At 69.1% G+C, this 18300-nt stretch carries 18 protein-coding genes; 10 read left to right on the forward strand and 8 right to left on the reverse strand.

Going from position 1 to position 18300, the window contains the following annotated elements; genetic code table 11:
* Positions 1-2: 2 nt before the first annotated feature.
* From dhaM to dhaK, 3 genes are read right to left on the reverse strand one after another with little or no spacing between them, the layout of a single operon-like run.
* Positions 3-788, reverse strand: coding sequence for a dihydroxyacetone kinase phosphoryl donor subunit DhaM (gene dhaM / locus ACEN9V_RS01940; protein ID WP_413601912.1), 786 nt, complete (start codon positions 786-788; stop codon positions 3-5).
* Positions 785-1411 (reverse strand): dihydroxyacetone kinase subunit DhaL, encoded by a 627-nt coding sequence (gene dhaL, locus ACEN9V_RS01945; RefSeq protein ID WP_402728746.1) that lies wholly within the window; start codon positions 1409-1411, stop codon positions 785-787. Before dhaL ends, dhaM begins: the two co-directional genes overlap by 4 nt.
* Before the next feature lie 31 nt (positions 1412-1442).
* Positions 1443-2444 (reverse strand): dihydroxyacetone kinase subunit DhaK, encoded by a 1002-nt coding sequence (dhaK, locus tag ACEN9V_RS01950; protein WP_413601913.1) that lies wholly within the window; start codon positions 2442-2444, stop codon positions 1443-1445.
* Between the two features lie 307 nt (positions 2445-2751).
* On the opposite strand from dhaK, the gene ACEN9V_RS01955 reads away from it, so the two are divergent.
* Together ACEN9V_RS01955 and glpK are read left to right on the forward strand one after the other, a co-directional pair.
* The gene (locus ACEN9V_RS01955; protein WP_281264576.1) at positions 2752-3474 is read left to right on the forward strand and encodes an MIP/aquaporin family protein; all 723 of its coding nucleotides are present in this window, start codon (positions 2752-2754) and stop codon (positions 3472-3474) included.
* 30 nt (positions 3475-3504) lie between these two features.
* Entirely contained in the window at positions 3505-5016 is a 1512-nt protein-coding gene (gene glpK, locus ACEN9V_RS01960) for a glycerol kinase GlpK (RefSeq protein WP_281264575.1), read from the forward strand.
* 89 nt (positions 5017-5105) lie between these two features.
* On the opposite strand, the gene trpD is transcribed toward glpK, so the two are convergent.
* A complete protein-coding gene (gene trpD, locus ACEN9V_RS01965; protein WP_402728744.1) occupies positions 5106-6161 on the reverse strand; it encodes an anthranilate phosphoribosyltransferase in 1056 nt (351 codons plus the stop codon).
* A gap of 71 nt (positions 6162-6232) precedes the next feature.
* Between trpD and ACEN9V_RS01970 the strand changes: the two genes are divergently transcribed.
* The 7 genes from ACEN9V_RS01970 to ACEN9V_RS02000 all read left to right on the forward strand — a co-directional run bounded on the left by ACEN9V_RS01970 (position 6233) and on the right by ACEN9V_RS02000 (position 12966).
* On the forward strand, positions 6233-6871 hold the full coding sequence (locus ACEN9V_RS01970) for a heme-copper oxidase subunit III (RefSeq protein WP_402728743.1): 639 nt from the start codon (positions 6233-6235) through the stop codon (positions 6869-6871).
* 21 nt (positions 6872-6892) lie between these two features.
* On the forward strand, positions 6893-7702 hold the full coding sequence (locus ACEN9V_RS01975) for a c-type cytochrome (protein ID WP_402728742.1): 810 nt from the start codon (positions 6893-6895) through the stop codon (positions 7700-7702).
* Between the two features lie 33 nt (positions 7703-7735).
* Positions 7736-8803, forward strand: coding sequence for a Rieske 2Fe-2S domain-containing protein (locus ACEN9V_RS01980; protein ID WP_402728741.1), 1068 nt, complete (start codon positions 7736-7738; stop codon positions 8801-8803).
* Positions 8803-10494, forward strand: a complete 1692-nt coding sequence (locus ACEN9V_RS01985; RefSeq protein WP_281264570.1) for a cytochrome b — start codon at positions 8803-8805, stop codon at positions 10492-10494. Before ACEN9V_RS01980 ends, ACEN9V_RS01985 begins: the two co-directional genes overlap by 1 nt.
* Before the next feature lie 176 nt (positions 10495-10670).
* Positions 10671-11114, forward strand: coding sequence for a hypothetical protein (locus tag ACEN9V_RS01990; RefSeq protein WP_413601914.1), 444 nt, complete (start codon positions 10671-10673; stop codon positions 11112-11114).
* A 23-nt stretch (positions 11115-11137) separates the two neighbouring features.
* Entirely contained in the window at positions 11138-11872 is a 735-nt protein-coding gene (locus tag ACEN9V_RS01995) for a hypothetical protein (RefSeq protein WP_413601915.1), read from the forward strand.
* 134 nt (positions 11873-12006) lie between these two features.
* Positions 12007-12966, forward strand: coding sequence for a phosphodiesterase (locus tag ACEN9V_RS02000; RefSeq protein ID WP_413601916.1), 960 nt, complete (start codon positions 12007-12009; stop codon positions 12964-12966).
* A gap of 320 nt (positions 12967-13286) precedes the next feature.
* On the opposite strand, the gene ACEN9V_RS02005 is transcribed toward ACEN9V_RS02000, so the two are convergent.
* Genes ACEN9V_RS02005 through ACEN9V_RS02020 form a run of 4 tightly spaced genes read right to left on the reverse strand, consistent with a single transcriptional unit; the run spans position 13287 to position 17441 of the window.
* The gene (locus ACEN9V_RS02005; RefSeq protein WP_413601917.1) at positions 13287-14840 is read right to left on the reverse strand and encodes a stealth conserved region 3 domain-containing protein; all 1554 of its coding nucleotides are present in this window, start codon (positions 14838-14840) and stop codon (positions 13287-13289) included.
* 50 nt (positions 14841-14890) lie between these two features.
* Positions 14891-15325 (reverse strand): DUF6804 family protein, encoded by a 435-nt coding sequence (locus ACEN9V_RS02010; protein WP_413601918.1) that lies wholly within the window; start codon positions 15323-15325, stop codon positions 14891-14893.
* Positions 15325-15912, reverse strand: coding sequence for a GDSL-type esterase/lipase family protein (locus ACEN9V_RS02015; protein ID WP_413601919.1), 588 nt, complete (start codon positions 15910-15912; stop codon positions 15325-15327). Before ACEN9V_RS02015 ends, ACEN9V_RS02010 begins: the two co-directional genes overlap by 1 nt.
* Complete coding sequence (locus tag ACEN9V_RS02020) at positions 15909-17441, reverse strand: SDR family oxidoreductase (RefSeq protein ID WP_413601920.1); 1533 nt, start codon at positions 17439-17441, stop codon at positions 15909-15911. The genes ACEN9V_RS02015 and ACEN9V_RS02020 overlap by 4 nt, the downstream gene beginning before the upstream one ends.
* Before the next feature lie 42 nt (positions 17442-17483).
* On the opposite strand from ACEN9V_RS02020, the gene deoC reads away from it, so the two are divergent.
* Positions 17484-18215 (forward strand): deoxyribose-phosphate aldolase, encoded by a 732-nt coding sequence (deoC, locus tag ACEN9V_RS02025; protein ID WP_413601921.1) that lies wholly within the window; start codon positions 17484-17486, stop codon positions 18213-18215.
* The last annotated feature ends 85 nt before the right edge of the window (positions 18216-18300 follow it).

An 18300-nucleotide genomic window follows, 5' to 3' on the forward strand; every position in this document is an offset into this window, starting at 1 on the left:
GACTACTCCCCGAAGCCGGACCGGACGAGCGCCTCGAGCGCGTCCACGGCGTCCTGCGCGTCGTCGCCAGAAGCCTCGATGGTCACCGTGGCGCCCTTGGGCAGGGCGAGCGCCATGATGCCGAGCAGGCTCTTCGCGTCCACACCGTTCACGCGGACGGCCGCGTCGTACTTCGCGGCGGTCTTCACGAAGTCCGCAGCGGGGCGGGCGTGCAGGCCGGTCTCGTTGACCAGTTCCACGGTCGTGGACGCGGCCACGTCGCCATCGGGGCCGGCCTGGTCTTCCGGCACCGAGCCTCTCCCCATCGGCACGGCCGTCTCGCCGCTGGCGCGTCGATCCGGAACCGGCGACGTGGGCCCAGACTGGTCACCGTCCACCGGACGGGAGGCAGTGCTCGCGTCCGACCCGGAGGCTGCGGCGGACGCCGCGGCGGCGAGCACGGCGTCGACGTCGCCACCCGTCTGGGCCGCGACGGCGGCGGCGACCGTCCCCTCGACGATCGGGGCATCGGACACGTGCACCCGCGCGCGCACCTCGTCGTCCAGGAAGTCGAGCGCGGTGTCCGTCGTCAGGTACGCGGACCCGAGGTCGCACAGGACGACGACCGCATCGGCATCGGCGAGCTCCTCGATGCCGGCCGTGATCGCCTCGAACGAGGTGCCGATGCCGCCGTCCTCGGTGCCGCCGGCGGCGACGAGCTGCACGTCGGCAGCCATCTGTCGGGCGAGCTCGACGGTCCCGGTCGCGACCGCCGCGCTGTGCGACACGACCAGGATCCCGACGGTCACGCCGCGTCCACTGCTGCGCGGAGGATGTAGGCGGTCGACTGGGCACCCGGGTCGCGGTGCCCGACCGCCCGCTCGCCGAGGTAGCTCGCGCGGCCCTTGTGGGCGACGAGCGGCTCGGTCGACTCGGCGCCGGTGACGGCCGCGTCCGCTGCCGCCTCGAGCACCCGCTCCGGGGACTCGCCGGCCTGTGCCGCCGTGGCCGCGGCGTCGACCGCCGGGGTCCACGCGTCGATCATCGTCTTGTCGCCGACCGCGGCCTTGCCGCGGGAGACGACGCCGTCCCTGGCTGCCGTGAGGACCGCGACGAGCGCGTCCGCGTCGAGTTCGGATGCGTCACCCGCTGCCTGGGCCGCCTTGAGGTACGCGGTGCCGAACAGCGGACCCGCCGCACCGCCGACCGTGGAGATCAGCTTCGTGGCGACGGTCTTGAACACGGCGCCCGGTGTGTCGAACGAACCGCCGTCGACGGCTTCGAGCACGGCGCGGAAGCCCCGGTCGAGGTTCTCGCCGTGGTCGCCGTCACCGATCTCCCGGTCGAGCGTCACGAGCTCCGCCCGGTGTTCGTCGATCGTCGCGGCGGTGCGGCGTACCCAGTCGATGGCCCATGCGGTGTCGAGCGCCAATTCTCGTTCCCTTCCTGCGGTCGGTGCGGTGTCAACGGCCCCAGCGCAGTGCTGGGGTCTCCACCGGTGCATCCCAGAGCGTGGTCAGTTCGTCGTCGAGCACCGTGACGGTGATCGAGAACCCCTGCATCTCGAGGGACGTGACGTAGTCGCCGACCAAACTACGCGTGACCTCGTAGCCGCGGTCGGACAGGACTTCTGCGGCGCGTCGGTAGGCGATGTACAGCTCCGACAGCGGGGTCCCGCCCATGCCGTTCACGAACAGGAGCAGGCGTGCGGCCGCCGGTGCGGCGAGGTCGGTCAGGATCGGTTCGAGGACCCGGTCGACGAGCGCGTCGACCGGCGCCATCGCGATCCGCTCACGGCCGGGCTCGCCGTGGATCCCGATGCCGAGCTCGGCCTCGTCGTCGGCCAGGGTGAACGACGGCTCCCCGGCGTGCGGCACGGTGCCCGGCGCGATCGCGAGGCCCATCGACCGCGTGACGTCGTTGACGTGCCGGGCGACGGCGGCGACCGCGTCCAGGTCGTCGCCGCGTTCGGCGGCGGCGCCTGCACACTTCTCCACGACGACGGTGCCGGCGACACCGCGGCGGCCGGCTGTGTAGAGGGAGTCCTGCACGGCGACGTCGTCGTCGACCACGACGGACTCGACGCGGATGTCGTCCATGCCGGCGAGCTCCGCCGCCGTCTCGAAGTTGAGGACGTCCCCGGTGTAGTTCTTCACGATGTGCAGGACGCCGGCGCCACCGTCGACGGCCTTCGTCGCAGCGACGATGGGGTCCGGCGTGGGGCTCGTGAAGACCGGGCCGGGAACGGCGGCGTCGAGCATCCCGTGTCCGACGAACCCGGCGTGCAGGGGCTCGTGCCCGCTGCCGCCGCCGCTGACCAGGCCGACCTTGCCCTGCTTCGGCGCATCAGTGCGGTGCAGGTGGATCGGGTCCTCCACCAGGACGACGTGCCCGGCGTGTGCCTGGGCGAACCCGCGGACGGACTCGATGACCACGTCCTGCGGGTCGTTGATGAGCTTCTTCATGTGTGGCCTCCACGGGTGTCGACGCCGAGACGAGGCCTGCACACCGCCGACGTCGTCCGGAGTGCGCCCAACATACAACGGGCGGGCGTTCGTCCGATCTGCACGTTCGTGCACGGCAGGGTCGTCGCGGGCAGCCCCCGGGGCTGGCGGACGCACATCCCGGATGCACGTTCGTGCACTTTCGCGCAGATCGCTCACGTGTCCATCGCGCGCCGCGAAAACCCAGCAGTATGCTCGCCACAATCACTCGATGGGGAGTGTCGGTGCAGCCCGGGACCCCCAAACCACAGCGCAATGGAGGTCACCGATGGACGGCATCGGAGTCAAGTTCCTGTCTGAGCTCGTCGGCACCGCGATGCTCATCATCCTGGGTGGCGGTGTCGTCGCCGCAGTGTCCCTCAAGAAGTCCAAGGGCTTCGGCGCGGGCTTCCTCATGGTCACGATCGGTTGGGGCTTCGCGGTCTTCGCCGGTGTCACCGTCTCCTACAAGTCGGGCGGCCAGCTCAACCCCGCGGTCAGCCTCGCCCAGGCCATCCTCGGCAACATCACCATCGGCGAGATGTTCCTCTTCTGGCTCGCCCAGATGATCGGCGCCGTGATCGGCGCCGTCATCGTCTGGCTCGCCTACAAGCAGCACTTCGACGAAGAGCCGGACCCGGCTGCGAAGCTCGGCGTCTTCTCGACCGGCCCGGCGATCCGCTCGTACGGCTGGAACCTCGTCACCGAGATCATCGGCACCTTCGTGCTCGTCTTCGTCGTGATCGCCTTCACGAACGGCAAGACCCCCGCTGAGCTCGGAGCCATCCCCGTCGCCTTCCTCGTGATCGCGATCGGTGTCAGCCTCGGTGGCCCGACCGGGTACGCCATCAACCCCGCCCGTGACCTCGGCCCGCGCATCGCGCACGCCTTCCTGCCCATCAAGGGCAAGGGCTCGAGCGACTGGGCCTACGCCTGGGTGCCGGTCGTCGGCCCCCTCCTCGGTGGAGCGATCGCGGCGGGCCTGTCCTACGCGCTCCTCCCCCTCGCCTGAACCCACCGAACGAACCCGTAAGGAGCACCAATGGCCGACTACATCGTCGCCATCGACCAGGGCACGACCAGCACCCGAGCGATCGTCTTCGACCACTCCGGGTCGATCGTCTCGACCGGACAGAAGGAGCACGAGCAGATCTTCCCGCGCGCCGGCTGGGTCGAGCACGACCCCGCCGAGATCTGGGACAACACCCGTGAGGTCATCGGCCAGGCACTGTCCCGCGCCGACATCACCCGCCACGACGTCGCGGCGGTCGGCATCACGAACCAGCGCGAGACCGCGGTGGTCTGGGACAAGACCACCGGCAAGCCGGTCTACAACGCCATCGTCTGGCAGGACACCCGCACGCAGTCGATCGTCGACAAGCTCGCGGACGGCGACACGGACCGGTACAAGTCGATCGTGGGCCTCCCGCTCGCGACCTACTTCGCCGGCACCAAGATCATGTGGATCCTCGAGAACGTCGAGGGCGCCCGTGAGAAGGCCGAGGCGGGCGACCTGCTCTTCGGCACCACCGACACCTGGGTCCTCTGGAACCTGACCGGTGGCGTCGACGGCGGCGTCCACAAGACCGACGTCACGAACGCGTCCCGCACGCTGTTCATGGACCTCGAGACGCTGCAGTGGCGCGACGACATCCTCGCCGACTTCGGTGTGCCGAAGTCGATGCTCCCCGAGATCGTCAGCTCCTCCGAGGTCTACGGCCACGTCGAGTCGTCCAGTCTGCTCCGCGAGGTCCCGATCGCCGGCATCCTCGGCGACCAGCAGGCCGCGACCTTCGGCCAGGCCGCGTTCGACAAGGGCGAGTCGAAGAACACGTACGGCACCGGCAACTTCCTGATCTTCAACACCGGCACGGACATCGTCCGCTCCGAGAACGGGCTGCTGACGACCGTCGGCTACAAGCTCGGCGACCAGGAGACGCACTACGCGCTCGAGGGCTCGATCGCCGTCACGGGCTCGCTCATCCAGTGGCTCCGCGACAACCTCGGACTGATCCAGAGCGCACCGGAGGTCGAGGCGCTCGCGAAGACCGTCGACGACAACGGCGGCGTGTACTTCGTCCCGGCGTTCTCCGGCCTGTTCGCGCCGTACTGGCGTCCTGATGCCCGTGGTGCGATCGTCGGCCTCACCCGCTACGTCAACAAGGGGCACATCGCGCGTGCGGCCCTCGAGGCGACGGCGCTGCAGACCCGCGAGGTCCTCGACGCGGTCAACGCCGACTCCGGTGTGGACCTGACCGAGCTCAAGGTCGACGGCGGCATGACCGCCAACAACGAGCTCATGCAGTTCCAGGCGGACATCCTCGACGTGCCGGTCGTCCGACCGGTCGTCGCGGAGACGACGGCGCTCGGCGCCGCCTACGCCGCAGGCCTCGCGGTCGGGTTCTGGGCGAACCTCGACGAGCTCCGTGCGAACTGGCAGGAGGACCAGCGCTGGGAGCCGAAGCTCGACCCGGCGGAGCGTGACCGCACGCTGCGCCTCTGGAAGAAGGCCGTCACGAAGACCTTCGACTGGGTCGACGAGGACGTCCAGTAGTCCTGCAGTCCACTCCACCGACGGGAGGCCCGGTGCCGGTTCCATGAACCGGCACCGGGCCTCCCGTCTTCGGTCTGGTCCGTACGCGCCTACCAGACGGGCGCTGCGGTCACCCAGTCGGCGAGCTTCTGCTCGGCGGCGCCGGAGTCGATCGCCTCGGCGGCGACGAGGAGCTGCTCGCGGAAGCGGTGCAGGATCGGACGGTCCCACTCGGTTGGGTCCTGCGCGAGCCGGAAGGACACCAGGCCGGCGGCCGCGTTGAGGAGCACGATGTCGCGGACCGGACCGGTCTCCCCCGCCAGGACGCGCCGGACGATCGCGGCGTTGACGTCGGGCTCGCCGCCGAGCAGGTCCTCAATCCGTGCCCGGGGGATGCCGAGGTCCCGCGGGTCGAGGTCGTGCTCCGTGACCCGGCCGCCGGTGACCTCCCAGATGTGGCTGTGACCGGTCGTGGTGAGCTCGTCGAGGCCGTCGTCGCCGCGGAACACGAGCGCCGTCGCGCCACGGGTCTGGAACACGCCCGTGATGATCGGCACGAGGTCGAGCTGTGCGACCCCGACGGCGTTCGCCTCACACCGAGCAGGGTTGACGAGCGGGCCGAGGAAGTTGAACACCGTGGGCACGCCGATCTCCCGGCGGACCGGGGCGGCGTGCGCGAAGCCGGGGTGGAAGGCGCTCGCGAACGCGAAGGTCAGGCCGACACGCCGGAACGTCTCGGCGACGTGCTCGGCGTCCATCGACAGGTCGAGACCGAGTGCGGCGAGGACGTCGCTCGACCCGGACTTCGACGAGCTCGCGCGGTTGCCGTGCTTCACGACGGGGACGCCCGCGGCCGCGATGACGATCGCAGCCATGGTCGACACGTTCACCGTGCCGACGACGTCGCCCCCGGTCCCGACGATGTCGAGCGCCATCGGGTCGACGTCCAGCGGGACCGCCGCGTCGAGGATCGCGTCGCGGAACCCGACCACCTCGTCGACGGTCTCGCCCTTCGCGCGGAGGGCGACGGCGAACGCCGCGATCTGCGCATCGGTGGCCCGGCCGTGCACGATCTCCTCCATCGCCCATGTGGACTGCCTGATCGTGAGGTCCTCGCGCGCCATGAGCGCGCTGATCACTGCAGGCCAGGAGAGAACGTCAGACATACCCAGGATCGTACTGTTTTCGAACGACCCGCCAGTTGCCTGGCAAAACACTGTCCGAGGTTTCGGCCATAATGGACACTGTGACAAGCACCCCTCTCTCCAGACCAGCCAGCGGTACGGTCCTCAACAGGCCGAACCCCGTTGCCGTGGGGACGATCGTGTGGCTGGGCAGCGAGGTCATGTTCTTCGCCGGCCTGTTCGCGATCTACTTCACGCTGCGCAGCACCTCCCCCGAGCTCTGGGCGACCGAGACCGCCAAGCTCGAGGTGCCGTTCGCCTCCGTGAACACCATCGTCCTGGTGCTGTCCAGCTTCGCGTGCCAGTTCGCCGTCTTCGCCGCCGAACGCTTCCAGGTGCACCGCACCAGCTGGAACCCGCGCGACTGGGGCATGACGGAGTGGTTCTTCGTCACGTACTGCATGGGTGCGGTCTTCGTCTGCGGCCAGATCTTCGAGTACGCCAACCTCTGGCACGAGGGCGTCACGCTCTCCTCGAGCGCGTACGGCTCGGCGTTCTACATCACCACCGGCTTCCACGGCCTCCACGTCACCGGTGGCCTGCTCGCCTTCCTCCTGACGCTCGGCCGTGGCTTCGCCGCCAAGAACTTCGGCCACAAGGAGGCCACCACGGCCATCGTCGTGTCGTACTACTGGCACTTCGTCGACGTGGTCTGGATCGGCCTCTTCGCAGTCATTTACCTTCTCAAGTAGGAATCGGACAGCACCCACCGCATGTTCAACAGAACCAAGTCCAAGAAGGGCCGCCGCTCCCCGCTGGCGACCGTGTCGCTCATCGCCGTCGCGCTGATGACCACCGGCGGTGCCTACGCACTGTTCAGCTCCACGGCGAACGCGGACGACAACGTCAGCACGGTCGCCGCATCGAGCCAGTCGCAGGTGAACGAGGGCCAGAAGCTCTTCGCGTCCAACTGCGCCACCTGCCACGGCCTCTCCGCGCAGGGCACCAGCGAGGGCCCGTCCCTCATCGGTGTCGGCGCCGCGTCGGTCGACTTCCAGGTCGGCACCGGCCGCATGCCGATGGCTGCCCAGGGCCCGCAGGCCGAGGAGAAGCCGTCGCAGTTCTCGGACGAGCAGATCGACGCCCTGTCCGCGTACGTCGCGTCGCTCGGCCCAGGCCCGTCGGTCCCGTCCGAGTCGCTCACCAACGGTCAGGACGGCGACGCCGCTGCCGGTGCGGAACTCTTCCGCATCAACTGCGCCATGTGCCACAACGTGGCCGGCGCCGGTGGCGCGCTGACCGAGGGCAAGTACGCCCCGAAGCTGACGGACGTCAGCGGCAAGCACATCTACGAGGCCATGGTCACGGGCCCGCAGAACATGCCGGTCTTCAACGACCTGAACATCACGCCGCAGCAGAAGGCCGACATCATCACGTACCTCAAGTACGTGCAGGACAACTCCTCGCCCGGTGGTTTCGGCCTCGGCGCCCTCGGCCCGGTGGCAGAGGGTCTGTTCATCTGGATCTTCGGACTCGGGGCGGTCGTCGCGATGACCGTCTGGCTGACCGCGAAGTCCAACTGATCGTCCGTGTCGCACGACACTGAAGGGAACACCATGGCAGAGCACGACGACGAGGCACTGAACTCGTCCTCGGCTGTCGAGAAGCACGGCACGAGCACGACGTCGCCCGGTACCGCGGTCCTGCCCGCCGAGCCGTTCGAGAACCCGGGTGAGCCGCCGCACCGCGCACGCCGCACCGACGTCGACCCGAAGAAGCAGCGTCTGGCCGAGCGCCAGGTCGCCACGTTCTTCTACGTGTCGATCGTCGCGAGCGTCCTGTCGATCGCGGCGTACGTCGCCTTCCCGATCAAGGCCGACGACTTCAGCACGGTCCGCACCGGGAACCTCTTCCTCGGCCTGGCCATCGCGCTCGCGCTGCTCAGCCTGGGCCTCGGCGCGGTCTACTGGTCCAAGTCGCTCGTCAGCGACCGCGAGATCTCCGAGGACCGCCACCCCACGCGTGGCTCCGACGCGACCCGTGCGAAGGCCGTCGAGGCCTTCCAGCTGGCGGACAAGGAGTCCGGGTTCAGCCGTCGCAAGCTGATCCGCAACTCGATGATCGGGGCCCTCGCTGCGTTCCCGCTCCCGGGCATCGTGCTCGTGCGTGACCTCGCACCCGCCGCCGACCCGAACGAGCTCCTCCGCCACACCATGTGGGCGAAGGGCACCCGCCTGACGAAGGACCCGACCGGTCTCCCGATCAAGGCGTCCGACGTCACGATCGGCTCGGTCTTCCACGTCATCCCCGACGGGCTGCTCGACAAGGAGGACATGCTCGAGGAGAAGGCCAAGGCAGCCGTGCTCCTGATGCGCCTCGACCCGAAGGACCTCAATCCGGCCAAGGGCCACGAGAACTGGGGCTACGACGGTATCGTTGCCTACTCCAAGATCTGCACCCACGTCGGATGCCCGGTTGCGCTCTACGAGCAGCAGACGCACCACCTGCTGTGCCCCTGCCACCAGTCGACCTTCGATGTCTCGAACAACTGCGAGGTCATCTTCGGACCGGCGGCTCGTCCCCTCCCCCAACTTCCGATCGCGATCGACGACGACGGGTACCTGGTAGCGCAGAGCGACTTCCACGAACCGGTCGGCCCGTCCTTCTGGGAGCGTGCACGCTGATGACCACCACCACGACACAGCAGCCCGCAACCGGCACCAAGCCGGCTCCGGACCGCGGATCCCGCATCATCGGCGGGCTCTCCAACTACATCGACGAGCGAACGAGCATCTCCGGGCTGGTGAAGGAGGTCGGTCGCAAGATCTTCCCCGACCACTGGAGCTTCATGCTCGGTGAGGTCGCCCTCTACAGCTTCGTCGTGATCCTGCTCTCGGGCACCTTCCTGACGTTCTTCTTCCAGGCGTCCATGGCAGAGGTCGTCTACGACGGCTCGTACATCCCGCTCAAGGGCGTCGAGATGTCGACGGCGCTGCAGTCGACGCTGAACATCTCGTTCGACATCCGTGGCGGGCTCTTCGTCCGGCAGATCCACCACTGGGCGGCCCTGCTGTTCGTCGCTTCGGTGATGCTGCACATGGCCCGCGTGTTCTTCACCGGCGCGTTCCGGAAGCCGCGTGAGCTCAACTGGGTCTTCGGCTTCGTCCTCTGGGTCCTGGCCATGGCCGAGGGCTTCACGGGCTACTCGCTCCCCGACGACCTGCTCTCCGGCAACGGTCTCCGCATCATCGTCGGCATGATCGAGGGCGTTCCCGTCATCGGCGTGTGGATCGGGTACATCCTGTTCGGCGGCGAGTTCCCCGGGACCGCGATCGTCGGCCGTCTGTACACGTTGCACATCCTGTTGCTGCCGGCGATCCTCGTCGCGGTGCTCGGTGTCCACCTCGTCCTCGTGGTGATCAACAAGCACACGCAGTACGCGGGCCCCGGCAAGACCAACGACAACGTCGTGGGTGTCCCGATCCTCCCGGCGTTCGCCGCGAAGGCCGGTGGCTTCTTCTTCATCGTCGCCGGCATCCTCGCCCTCATCGCGTCGCTGTTCACGATCAACCCGATCTGGAACTACGGCCCGTACGACCCGTCCCCCGTGTCCGCCGGTACCCAGCCCGACTGGTACATCGGCTTCGCGGACGGTGCGCTCCGTCTGGTGCCGCCGCACTGGGAGGTCGTGTGGTTCGGCTACACGGTGTCGTTCAACATCCTCGTTCCGATCGCGGTGCTCGTGGGGCTCATCCTCGCGATCTTCATCTACCCGTTCATCGAGGCGTGGGTCACGGGCGACAAGCGTGAGCACCACATCGCCGACCGCCCGCGCAACGCGCCGACCCGCACGGCCTTCGGGGCCGCCGGCGTCACGCTCTACGCCAGCCTCTGGGCGGCGGCGAGCTCGGACATCATCGCGACGCACTTCCTGGTGTCCGTCGACTCGGTGATCCACGTCATCCAGGCGACGACGGTCCTCGGTCCGTTCGTGGCCTTCTGGATCACGAAGCGCGTCTGCCTCGCGCTGCAGAAGAAGGACCGCGAGATCGTCCTCCACGGGTACGAGTCGGGCCGCATCGTCCGTCTCCCGCACGGTGAGTACATCGAGGTCCACGAGCAGCTCGACGAGTACGAGCGCTGGCGTCTGCTGCAGTTCAACGACTACAAGCCGTTGATGATCCGTCCGAACGCCAAGGGACAGATTACGCCCCTGCAGAAGATGCGTGCGAGCGCCTCGCGCTTCTTCTTCGAGGACCGCATCGCGCCGGTCTCGAAGGCCGAGCTCGACGCCGCGCACGCCGCGCACCATGGACACGGCGTGGAGGGTTCGCACGAGGCCCCGCAGGTGGGTGCCGGTACCCCCCAGCACTGATCACACGACCCGCAACACGACGAACGCCCCGACCTGACAGGTCGGGGCGTTCGTCGTTTCGTGTACCCGGAACGCGCGCACATATCGAAATTGTTATCTGCAACCTGACACCTGTTCAGGGGTAGTACGTTGGTTCTACGCCTCGCACGAGCGAGGAACGGAATGAGGGGATCACCATGAAGAAGACGTCTCGTGTCATCGGCACCATCGCTGCACTCGGCCTCGGCGCCGGCCTCGCTCTCGCGGGACCCGTTGCCGCGAACGCCTCGACCGGGCAGTCCGCGGCCACGTCATCGGCAGTCACGCCGCTCAGCGGAGACTGCAAGTGGCGCAACGCCGTCGGTCCGATCGGCGGGGGCTGGTCGGGGGCATCCACGGGGTGCAACTACATCGGCACGACGAAGAACACGACGGTGACGTACGTGTGGACCAAGACGTCCGACACCGAGTCGTGCGTCCAGGGCAAGGGCTTCAATGCCCTGACTGCTCCCGTCTGGCAGAGCGCCGGCTGTGGCGACGGCGGGAGCACCACGATCCTGTGGGGCAACGTCGCCGGCGCCAAGCAGGTGAAGGTGAAGTCGCTCGCCGTCGCCACCGGCTCCACGATCAACTGGGAGTGACGATGACGCCACGGCGACGGACCATGACCGGGATCGCGACCGCGATCGTGGCCATGGCCGTCGCCGTCGGCGCGACGGGCTGTGCCGCATCGGAACCGGAACGGCCGGCGCCGACGGCCGCCTCGGCCACTGCGCTCGAGAAGCAGGTCGAACGACTGCGTGCGCACCTGGCGTGCGACGGGGACGTCTCGTGGGCGGACGATCCGTACTTCTGGGACTCGATGCGGGGTGTCGACTGCACCACTCCGGACGGCCAACCGGTCTTCGTCCGCGTGTACGCGCACGACGACTCCGCTGCACAGGTCCTCCAGGACTGGAAGGGCACCTTCGGAGCGCATCGCGCCCTGATCCGCGGGTTTGACTGGTTCGTCATCGGCCCGGAGGAGACCATCGCTCCCGTGTCGTCCGCAGAGTCGGTGGCCGCTCCGTCCGTGCGGGTTCCCGACGCAGAACCGCTCACCGCGCGCGCAGAGGCTCGGACGACCTGCGTCCGGTTCTTGAGCGGGGCGGCGCAAGACCGTGTCCGCGCACCGGAGCGGTTCCGTTCGGAGCTCCCCAAGCTGGACGCGCTCTACCCGGGAACGAAGACGGTGCTCGACGAGGCCCTCACCGCGGAGCACCTCGAGGCGCTCGAACAGGCGCCCGACACTCAGTTCGCCGCGCGTCTGGGCGATCTCGCCGGCCCGTTCAAGCGGTTCTGCCGAGACGTCCCGCCAGAGAGCGGCGCCGAACCCGGCCAGGCGTCTCCGGCAGCGTGACCGACACGCCGTCCCCAGTTCACGGGCGGTTCACCAACACGTGCTGGACTCTTCCAGGACGGTGTGGCAACGTGTTGCACCACGCATCTGGAACGGGTGGCCCTCGCGGAGCCCGCCAACGGAATGAGAACCCGATGGAACCCCGGACGGCCGAGCACCCCAGGCCGAACCACTTCCTGCTCCACCTCAGCGACACGCACCTCATCGCCTCGGACGGTGATCTGTACGGTGACGTCGACTCGGCGGCACGGCTGTCACAGATCGTCGAGGAGATCGAGGCATCCGGCACCCGTCCCGAGGCGATCGTCGTCACCGGCGACGTCGCCGACAAGGGCGAACCGGGGGCCTACGCCCGCGTGCGTCGCATCGTCGAGCCGGCCGCCGAGCGCATCGGCGCCCAGGTCATCTGGGCGATGGGAAACCACGACGAGCGCGGAGCGTTCCGTCAGGAGCTCTTCGGACTCCAGCCCACCGAGCGGCCTGTGGACTTCGTCTACGACGTCAACGGGCTCCGGGTCATCACGCTCGACACCAGTGTCCCCGGCGAGCACTACGGCACCGTCACGCCGGAGCAGCTGGACTGGCTCGCAGAGGTGCTCTCCGAGCCCGCTCCGCACGGCACGGTCCTCGCGATGCACCATCCGCCGGTACCGAGCGTGCAGGACCTCGCCGTCCTCGTCGAACTGCGTGACCAGCGCGCCCTTGCCGAGGTCGTCGAGGGCAGCGACGTCCTGACGATCATCGCGGGACACCTGCACTACTCGACCAGCGCCGTGTTCGCGGGCATCCCGGTGTCGGTGGCGAGTGCGACGTGCTACACCCAGGACCTCAACGAGTTCCGCGGTGGGACCCGTGGCCAGGACGGTGCGCAGTCGTTCAACCTGGTGCACGTGTACGGCCACGACGTCGTCCACTCCGTGGTGCCGATCGGCCAGTACGCCACCGTGGGCGAGCCGGTCTCCGCCGCGGAGACCGACGCACGACTCGCCGCTGCCGGGGTCGTCATCCCGCCGGCCGTCGAGCCGGCACCCGTCACGTCGAGCATCCCGGTCTTCACCCTCGATTCGGTGCCGCTCTCCCCCGTCCACCGCTGACCGGTCACGACTCACCGCGTGCGTTCCACCGGGCGGTCAGAACACGTCGTTCTCGATCTGATTCGGCGACGGCACGAGGCCACTCGGCGGAGCTGAGCGGTGTGTTGCGACCGGTCAGCAGTCGTCGGGGCTCGCCCCGACCGGTCACGACTCCCCGTTTGGGTTGCGCCGAGCGGTCGGAACTCGTCGCCGGCACCGCGTCCAGCCGACGGTTCGTGACCGCTCGGCGGACCTGAGCGGGGTGTTGTGACCGGTGGGGCTGAGGGCCACAGGCGGGGGGCACCGGGCGGGCACCGCCTGGGCGGCGGGCACCGCGCGGGCTACTCCTCGGGCTGCTCCCACGGGGCCGGGAACGGGAAGTAGCGGTCGAGGAACTCGGTGACGCGGGTCGTGCGTTCCTCGTCGGAGACCTCGGGGAAGCTGCCGTCGTTCAGGCAGAAGAAGTCGACGTTCCGCTTCTTGAGCAGGTCGTCGAGTGCCCGGAGCCCGGACTGCATCGTCGTGTCCACGTACCGGACCGGCGCGTTCTCCTGCACGATCGCCCGCCCGGTGAGCAGCGCGTAGTAGTGGTACAGGGAGTTCGTCACCGAGATGTTCTCCGCCGCCCGGAACCGTGACGCCGCCGTCGCGCGGAACTCGTCCGCGAACTCGTGCTCCATCTCGGTCATGATGCTGGCCCGGAGCGGGGTCGGTGCGTGTTCGAGGTGGCGCGTGGTGACGGCACCGAACCGCTGCTGGAGCAGACGTCGGTTCACCCGCGCGGAGTTCTCGAATCCGCTCCGGCGCGGGTTGTTCGAGCCGAGGCCGATCCGGGTCGTCGCCAGGATGAACTTCGACACGGAGCCCGGGCTGAAGAACACCGAGGGGTCGACCTGCCGACCGAAGAACATGTCGTCGTTCGAGTAGATGAAGTGCTCGCTGATGCCCGGGATGTGGTGCAACTGCGACTCGACGGCCTGCGAGTTGTGCGTGGGCAGCACCGACGGGTCGGCGAAGAACTCCTCGCTCCGGACGATCCGAACACGAGGGTGGTCCGCGAGCCATGCCGGCGCCGGCGAGTCCGTGGCGATGTAGATCGTCCGGATCCACGGGGCGTACGTGTACACCGAACGCAGCGCGTACTTCAGCTCGTTGATCTGCCGGAACCGGGCGGGCGCGTCGTCGCCCTCCCCCAGGACAGCCGAGGACTGCGCGGCCTGCCGCGCGCGCTGGTACTCGATCGCGTTGCCGTCGACCCACGAGAACACGATGTCGATCGGGAAGCGGATGTCCGAGACGTGGTCGTCGAACATGTGCTCGACGGTGCGCCACGTGCGACCGTACCGCTCGATGTCGGTGAGCACGAACTCGTCGACGGGCAGGCTCCTGCGCATCAGGGCGTTCTCGACCGGTGCGAGGACTTCGGTGTCCGTCACCCGCCAGAACTCGAGCTGGACACTGGTCTCGGCACCGTACCGGAGCCGTCCGAGCGGCTCCAGGCGCGGGCGGAACACCCGGAGCACTGGTTGGTCGACGGGACCGAGGCCGTCATCGACGACGAGGACGGCCGGCTCTCCCGGCGGCTTGGCGTAGAACGGCTCGCCGACGGCGGCGTCCATCACGGCCGACTCGGCGCGCTGACGGTCTCGCTCGTCGACGGCGATGACGGGGCGCTGGTCGTTCCCGCGGATGAGCAGGTGGTCGACGTCGGCCGCGGTGAGCGCGTCGTCGAGGAAGAGGAGGTCCTCGATCATCGACTGCTGCGGCGTCAGGTGGCCGTTCAGCAGGGTGAAGCGGCCCTTCCGGAGCACGATGTCGGGGCGGTCGAGACCGCCGGAGGACGGTCGAGGGTTCAGCAGAGGACTCTCGGTCTCCGGCTCGGTCTCGTTGCTCATCCATGCCCTTCTGATCAGGTGGTCGGGCGCTGCACCCGACCGATCCGATCCTACCGGGCAGGCGGCTCCTCCGTCGTTCTGGGCACCTTCACGACGATCCCGACGACGATGAACAGCGCCGCTGCGACGATCTGCAGTGCTGCCCAGAGCTGTCCGGGGATCGGGATCGTCACCAGCGGGTTCCAGCAGACCGCGACCGCTGCCATCAGGACGGCCGCCCACCAAGCACGGCCCCTGGTCGCGAAGACGAGCACGATGAGGGCCAGGACCGTGACCCCCCACCGGACGAACACGAACGCCGGCGCGTCGAGGAACGCGATGCACGCGAGCAGCACGATGGCCGCGACGAGCCCAGGCGCCAGGGCCGGGCGCGTGAACGCCGGCGTCCCCGAAGTGCCCGACGACGCGGCGGCTGCGGGGCGGGCACCGGGCGCGGCGGAGTGGAGCGACGACCCGACTGCTGGTCGTCCCTTGCGTGCGGCCATCAGGCAGATGCCTCGTCGAGTTCGATGGCCGTGATCGGGCGGGACATCGGCGGCAGGCCGCGGAGCCGCTCGAGCGCCGGACCGAGCTCTGCGACGTACGCGCGGTAGCCGTCGTCGGTCAAGTGCAGGCCGTCCTCGGTGTACTGCTCGGCGAGGTGGTCGCCGTCCGCGAGGGCGGGCCACGCGTCGAGGTACTGCGCGTGGCAGGTGGCGACGAACTGGCGCAGGTGTAGGTTCGCCTCCTCGATCCGCGGGGTGAACTCGGCCTGGCGCGGCAGGATCGACACCAGGAGGAGGCGGACGCCGGGGAGCTCGCGGCGGAGCGTCACGAGGATCGTCTCCACGTTCCGCACGACGTGCTCGGCGCTCTTGCGGTGGTTGCCGAAGTCGTTCGTGCCGATGAGCAGGACGATCGCGTCGGGAGCGGCCTGCACGACCTCGTCGAGTCGCTCCAGCACACCGTCCGTGGTGTCCCCGCTGATGCCGAGGTTCAGGGTGCGCTCGTCGGGAAAGCGTCCGTCCCACGTGCCTCCTGCGGTGATGCTGTCCCCCAGGAACAGGACCAGTCCGCGGTCGTCGTCGCTCATGCTGCCTCCTCGTGCGCTGGCGCGCGAGACCCATTCTGCTGCGTGCTGTTGGCCTGCGTCGAGTCGGTGCGGTGGGCCTCGCGTTCGGCGCGGGCCGTGATGCGCTCGACCATGCCCGGGAAGATCACCCCGTGGAACGGCAGGATGGAGTACCAGTAGAGGCGCCCGGCGAGGCCCTGCGGGAAGTACAGCGCCCGCTGGTGGTAGTCGCAGCCGCCGTCGTCCGTCGGCGTGACGGTCATCTCGAGCCAGGCCCGACCAGGGGACTTGAACTCGGCCCGGAGCCGGAGGTAGTGCCCGCGGTCGAGTCGTTCGACGCGCCACCAGTCGAGCGCGTCGCCCTGTTCGAGGCGCTTCGGGTCCCGTCGACCACGGTTGAGGCCGACTCCCCCGGCGATCTTGTCCATCCACCCCCTGGCGACCCATGCGAGCGGGAACGAGTACCAGCCGTTCTCGCCGCCGATCGACTCGACGACGCTCCAGACCGCTTCCGGCGGCGCGGACGTGTGCCGGGTCCGGTCGTCGGAGTACACCGTGTGCCCGGCCCAGTCCGGGTCGCTCGGCAGCGGGTCGGCCGGGGTGCTCGACAGCGTCGCGCTCCGCCAGCTCGTCTCGACCTCGGCGGTGCGCATCTTCGTGAGTGCGAGCCGCACGGCCCTGCGGTACGACGTCAGCCCGCCCTCCGGCCGCGGCACGACGTCGTCGATGTCGTGCTCACGCTGGACGCACTCGAACTGCAGCGACTCGATGATCGGCGTCGCGAGCTTGCGCGGGATCGGCGTCACCATGTTGAACCAGTGTGCGGCGAGCCCGGGGGTCATCACCGGCAGCGCGGTGATCGGCCGCTGCGGGAGCTTTGCCTCGACCGCGTACCCGTTCAGCATCTGCCCGTACCGGAGGACGTCCGGCCCGCCGATGTCGAACGTCCGGTTCACGTCCGCCGGGATGTCGAGCGCCTCGACGAGGTAGTAGAGGACGTCGCGGACGGCGATCGGCTGGATCTTGTTGCGGACCCACCGCGGCGCCGGCATCCACGGCAGGACGTCCGTGACGTGCCGGATCATCTCGAACGACGTGCTCCCGGAGCCGATGACGACACCGGCCTGGTACGCGATCGTCGGCACACCCGACCCGAGCAGGATGTCGCCGACCTCCTTCCGACTGCGGAGGTGCTTCGACAGCTCCCCGTCGGGGTGCAGGCCGCCCAGGTACACGAAGCGCCGGACACCGGCGTCGTGCGCCGCGGTGGCCATCGTCTGGGTGGCGTCCCGCTCGGACTCCTCGAAGTCCCCGTCGGCACCCATCGCGTGGGCGAGGTAGTAGACCGCTTCGATCCCGTCGACCGCGGTGGCCACCGCCGAGCCGTCCTGCAGGTCACCCTGGACGACGTCGATCGACTCCCGCCAGGGGACGTCGTCGAGCTTCTGCGGGGTACGGACGAGCACGCGGACGGCGTGCCCGGCTTCGAGGAGACGTGGGACGAGACGACCGCCGATGTAGCCGGTGGCCCCGGTGACGAGGACGCGCATGCCGGGAACGGTACGCCGCGCCCCTCCGGGTACGCTTGTCGAGTGGACAACGCAGCCTTCCCCGTCACCGCCGACGCCGTGCGTCGACTCATCGACCACGCGATCCTGAAGCCGGAGCTGACCCGCTCCGACGTCGATGCGCAGCTCGACGAAGCCGCGACCCACCGCGTGTTCAGCGTGTGCGTCCGCCCGAGCGACGTCCGGCACGCCGTGGAGCGCCTCCAGGGCACCGGCGTGGGCGTCGGGACCGTCATCGGCTTCCCGCACGGCACCACCTCGACCGAGGCCAAGGTCGCCGAGTCGCTGCAGGCACTCGCCGACGGAGCCTTCGAGCTCGACATGGTCCAGAACATCGGCGCGGCGAAGTCCGGCGATTGGAACCGCGTCCAGCAGGACGTGCGTGCCGTCGTCGACGCTGCGGGCGACACCGTGGTCAAGGTCATCCTCGAGACGGCGTTCCTCACCGACGACGAGATCGTCGCCGCCAGTCGCGCGGCCGTCGCGGGCGGCGCGGACTTCGTGAAGACCTCGACCGGGTTCGCCGGCGGTGGCGCCACGACCGAGCACATCGCCCTGATGCGCGAGACGGTCGGCCCGGACACCGGCGTGAAGGCATCCGGCGGCGTCCGAGGGCTCGACACCCTCGTCGCGATGGTCCAGGCAGGTGCGGACCGCATCGGCACGAGCGCCTCGGCCCGCATCCTCGACGAGGTCGCACACCGCGTCGCGACCGGCGTCGCCTCCGGTGTCGGCGACGACACCACCTCCTACTGACCTCCGGCCGACCAGGCCGACCCGACCACCAGCACCGAGCCGGTGCGTGACCGACGCGACGCCGCGTCGGGAGCCGCTCCGAGCC

Source organism: Curtobacterium sp. Curtsp57, from assembly GCF_047324335.1.
In the GTDB taxonomy this organism is placed as follows: domain Bacteria; phylum Actinomycetota; class Actinomycetes; order Actinomycetales; family Microbacteriaceae; genus Curtobacterium.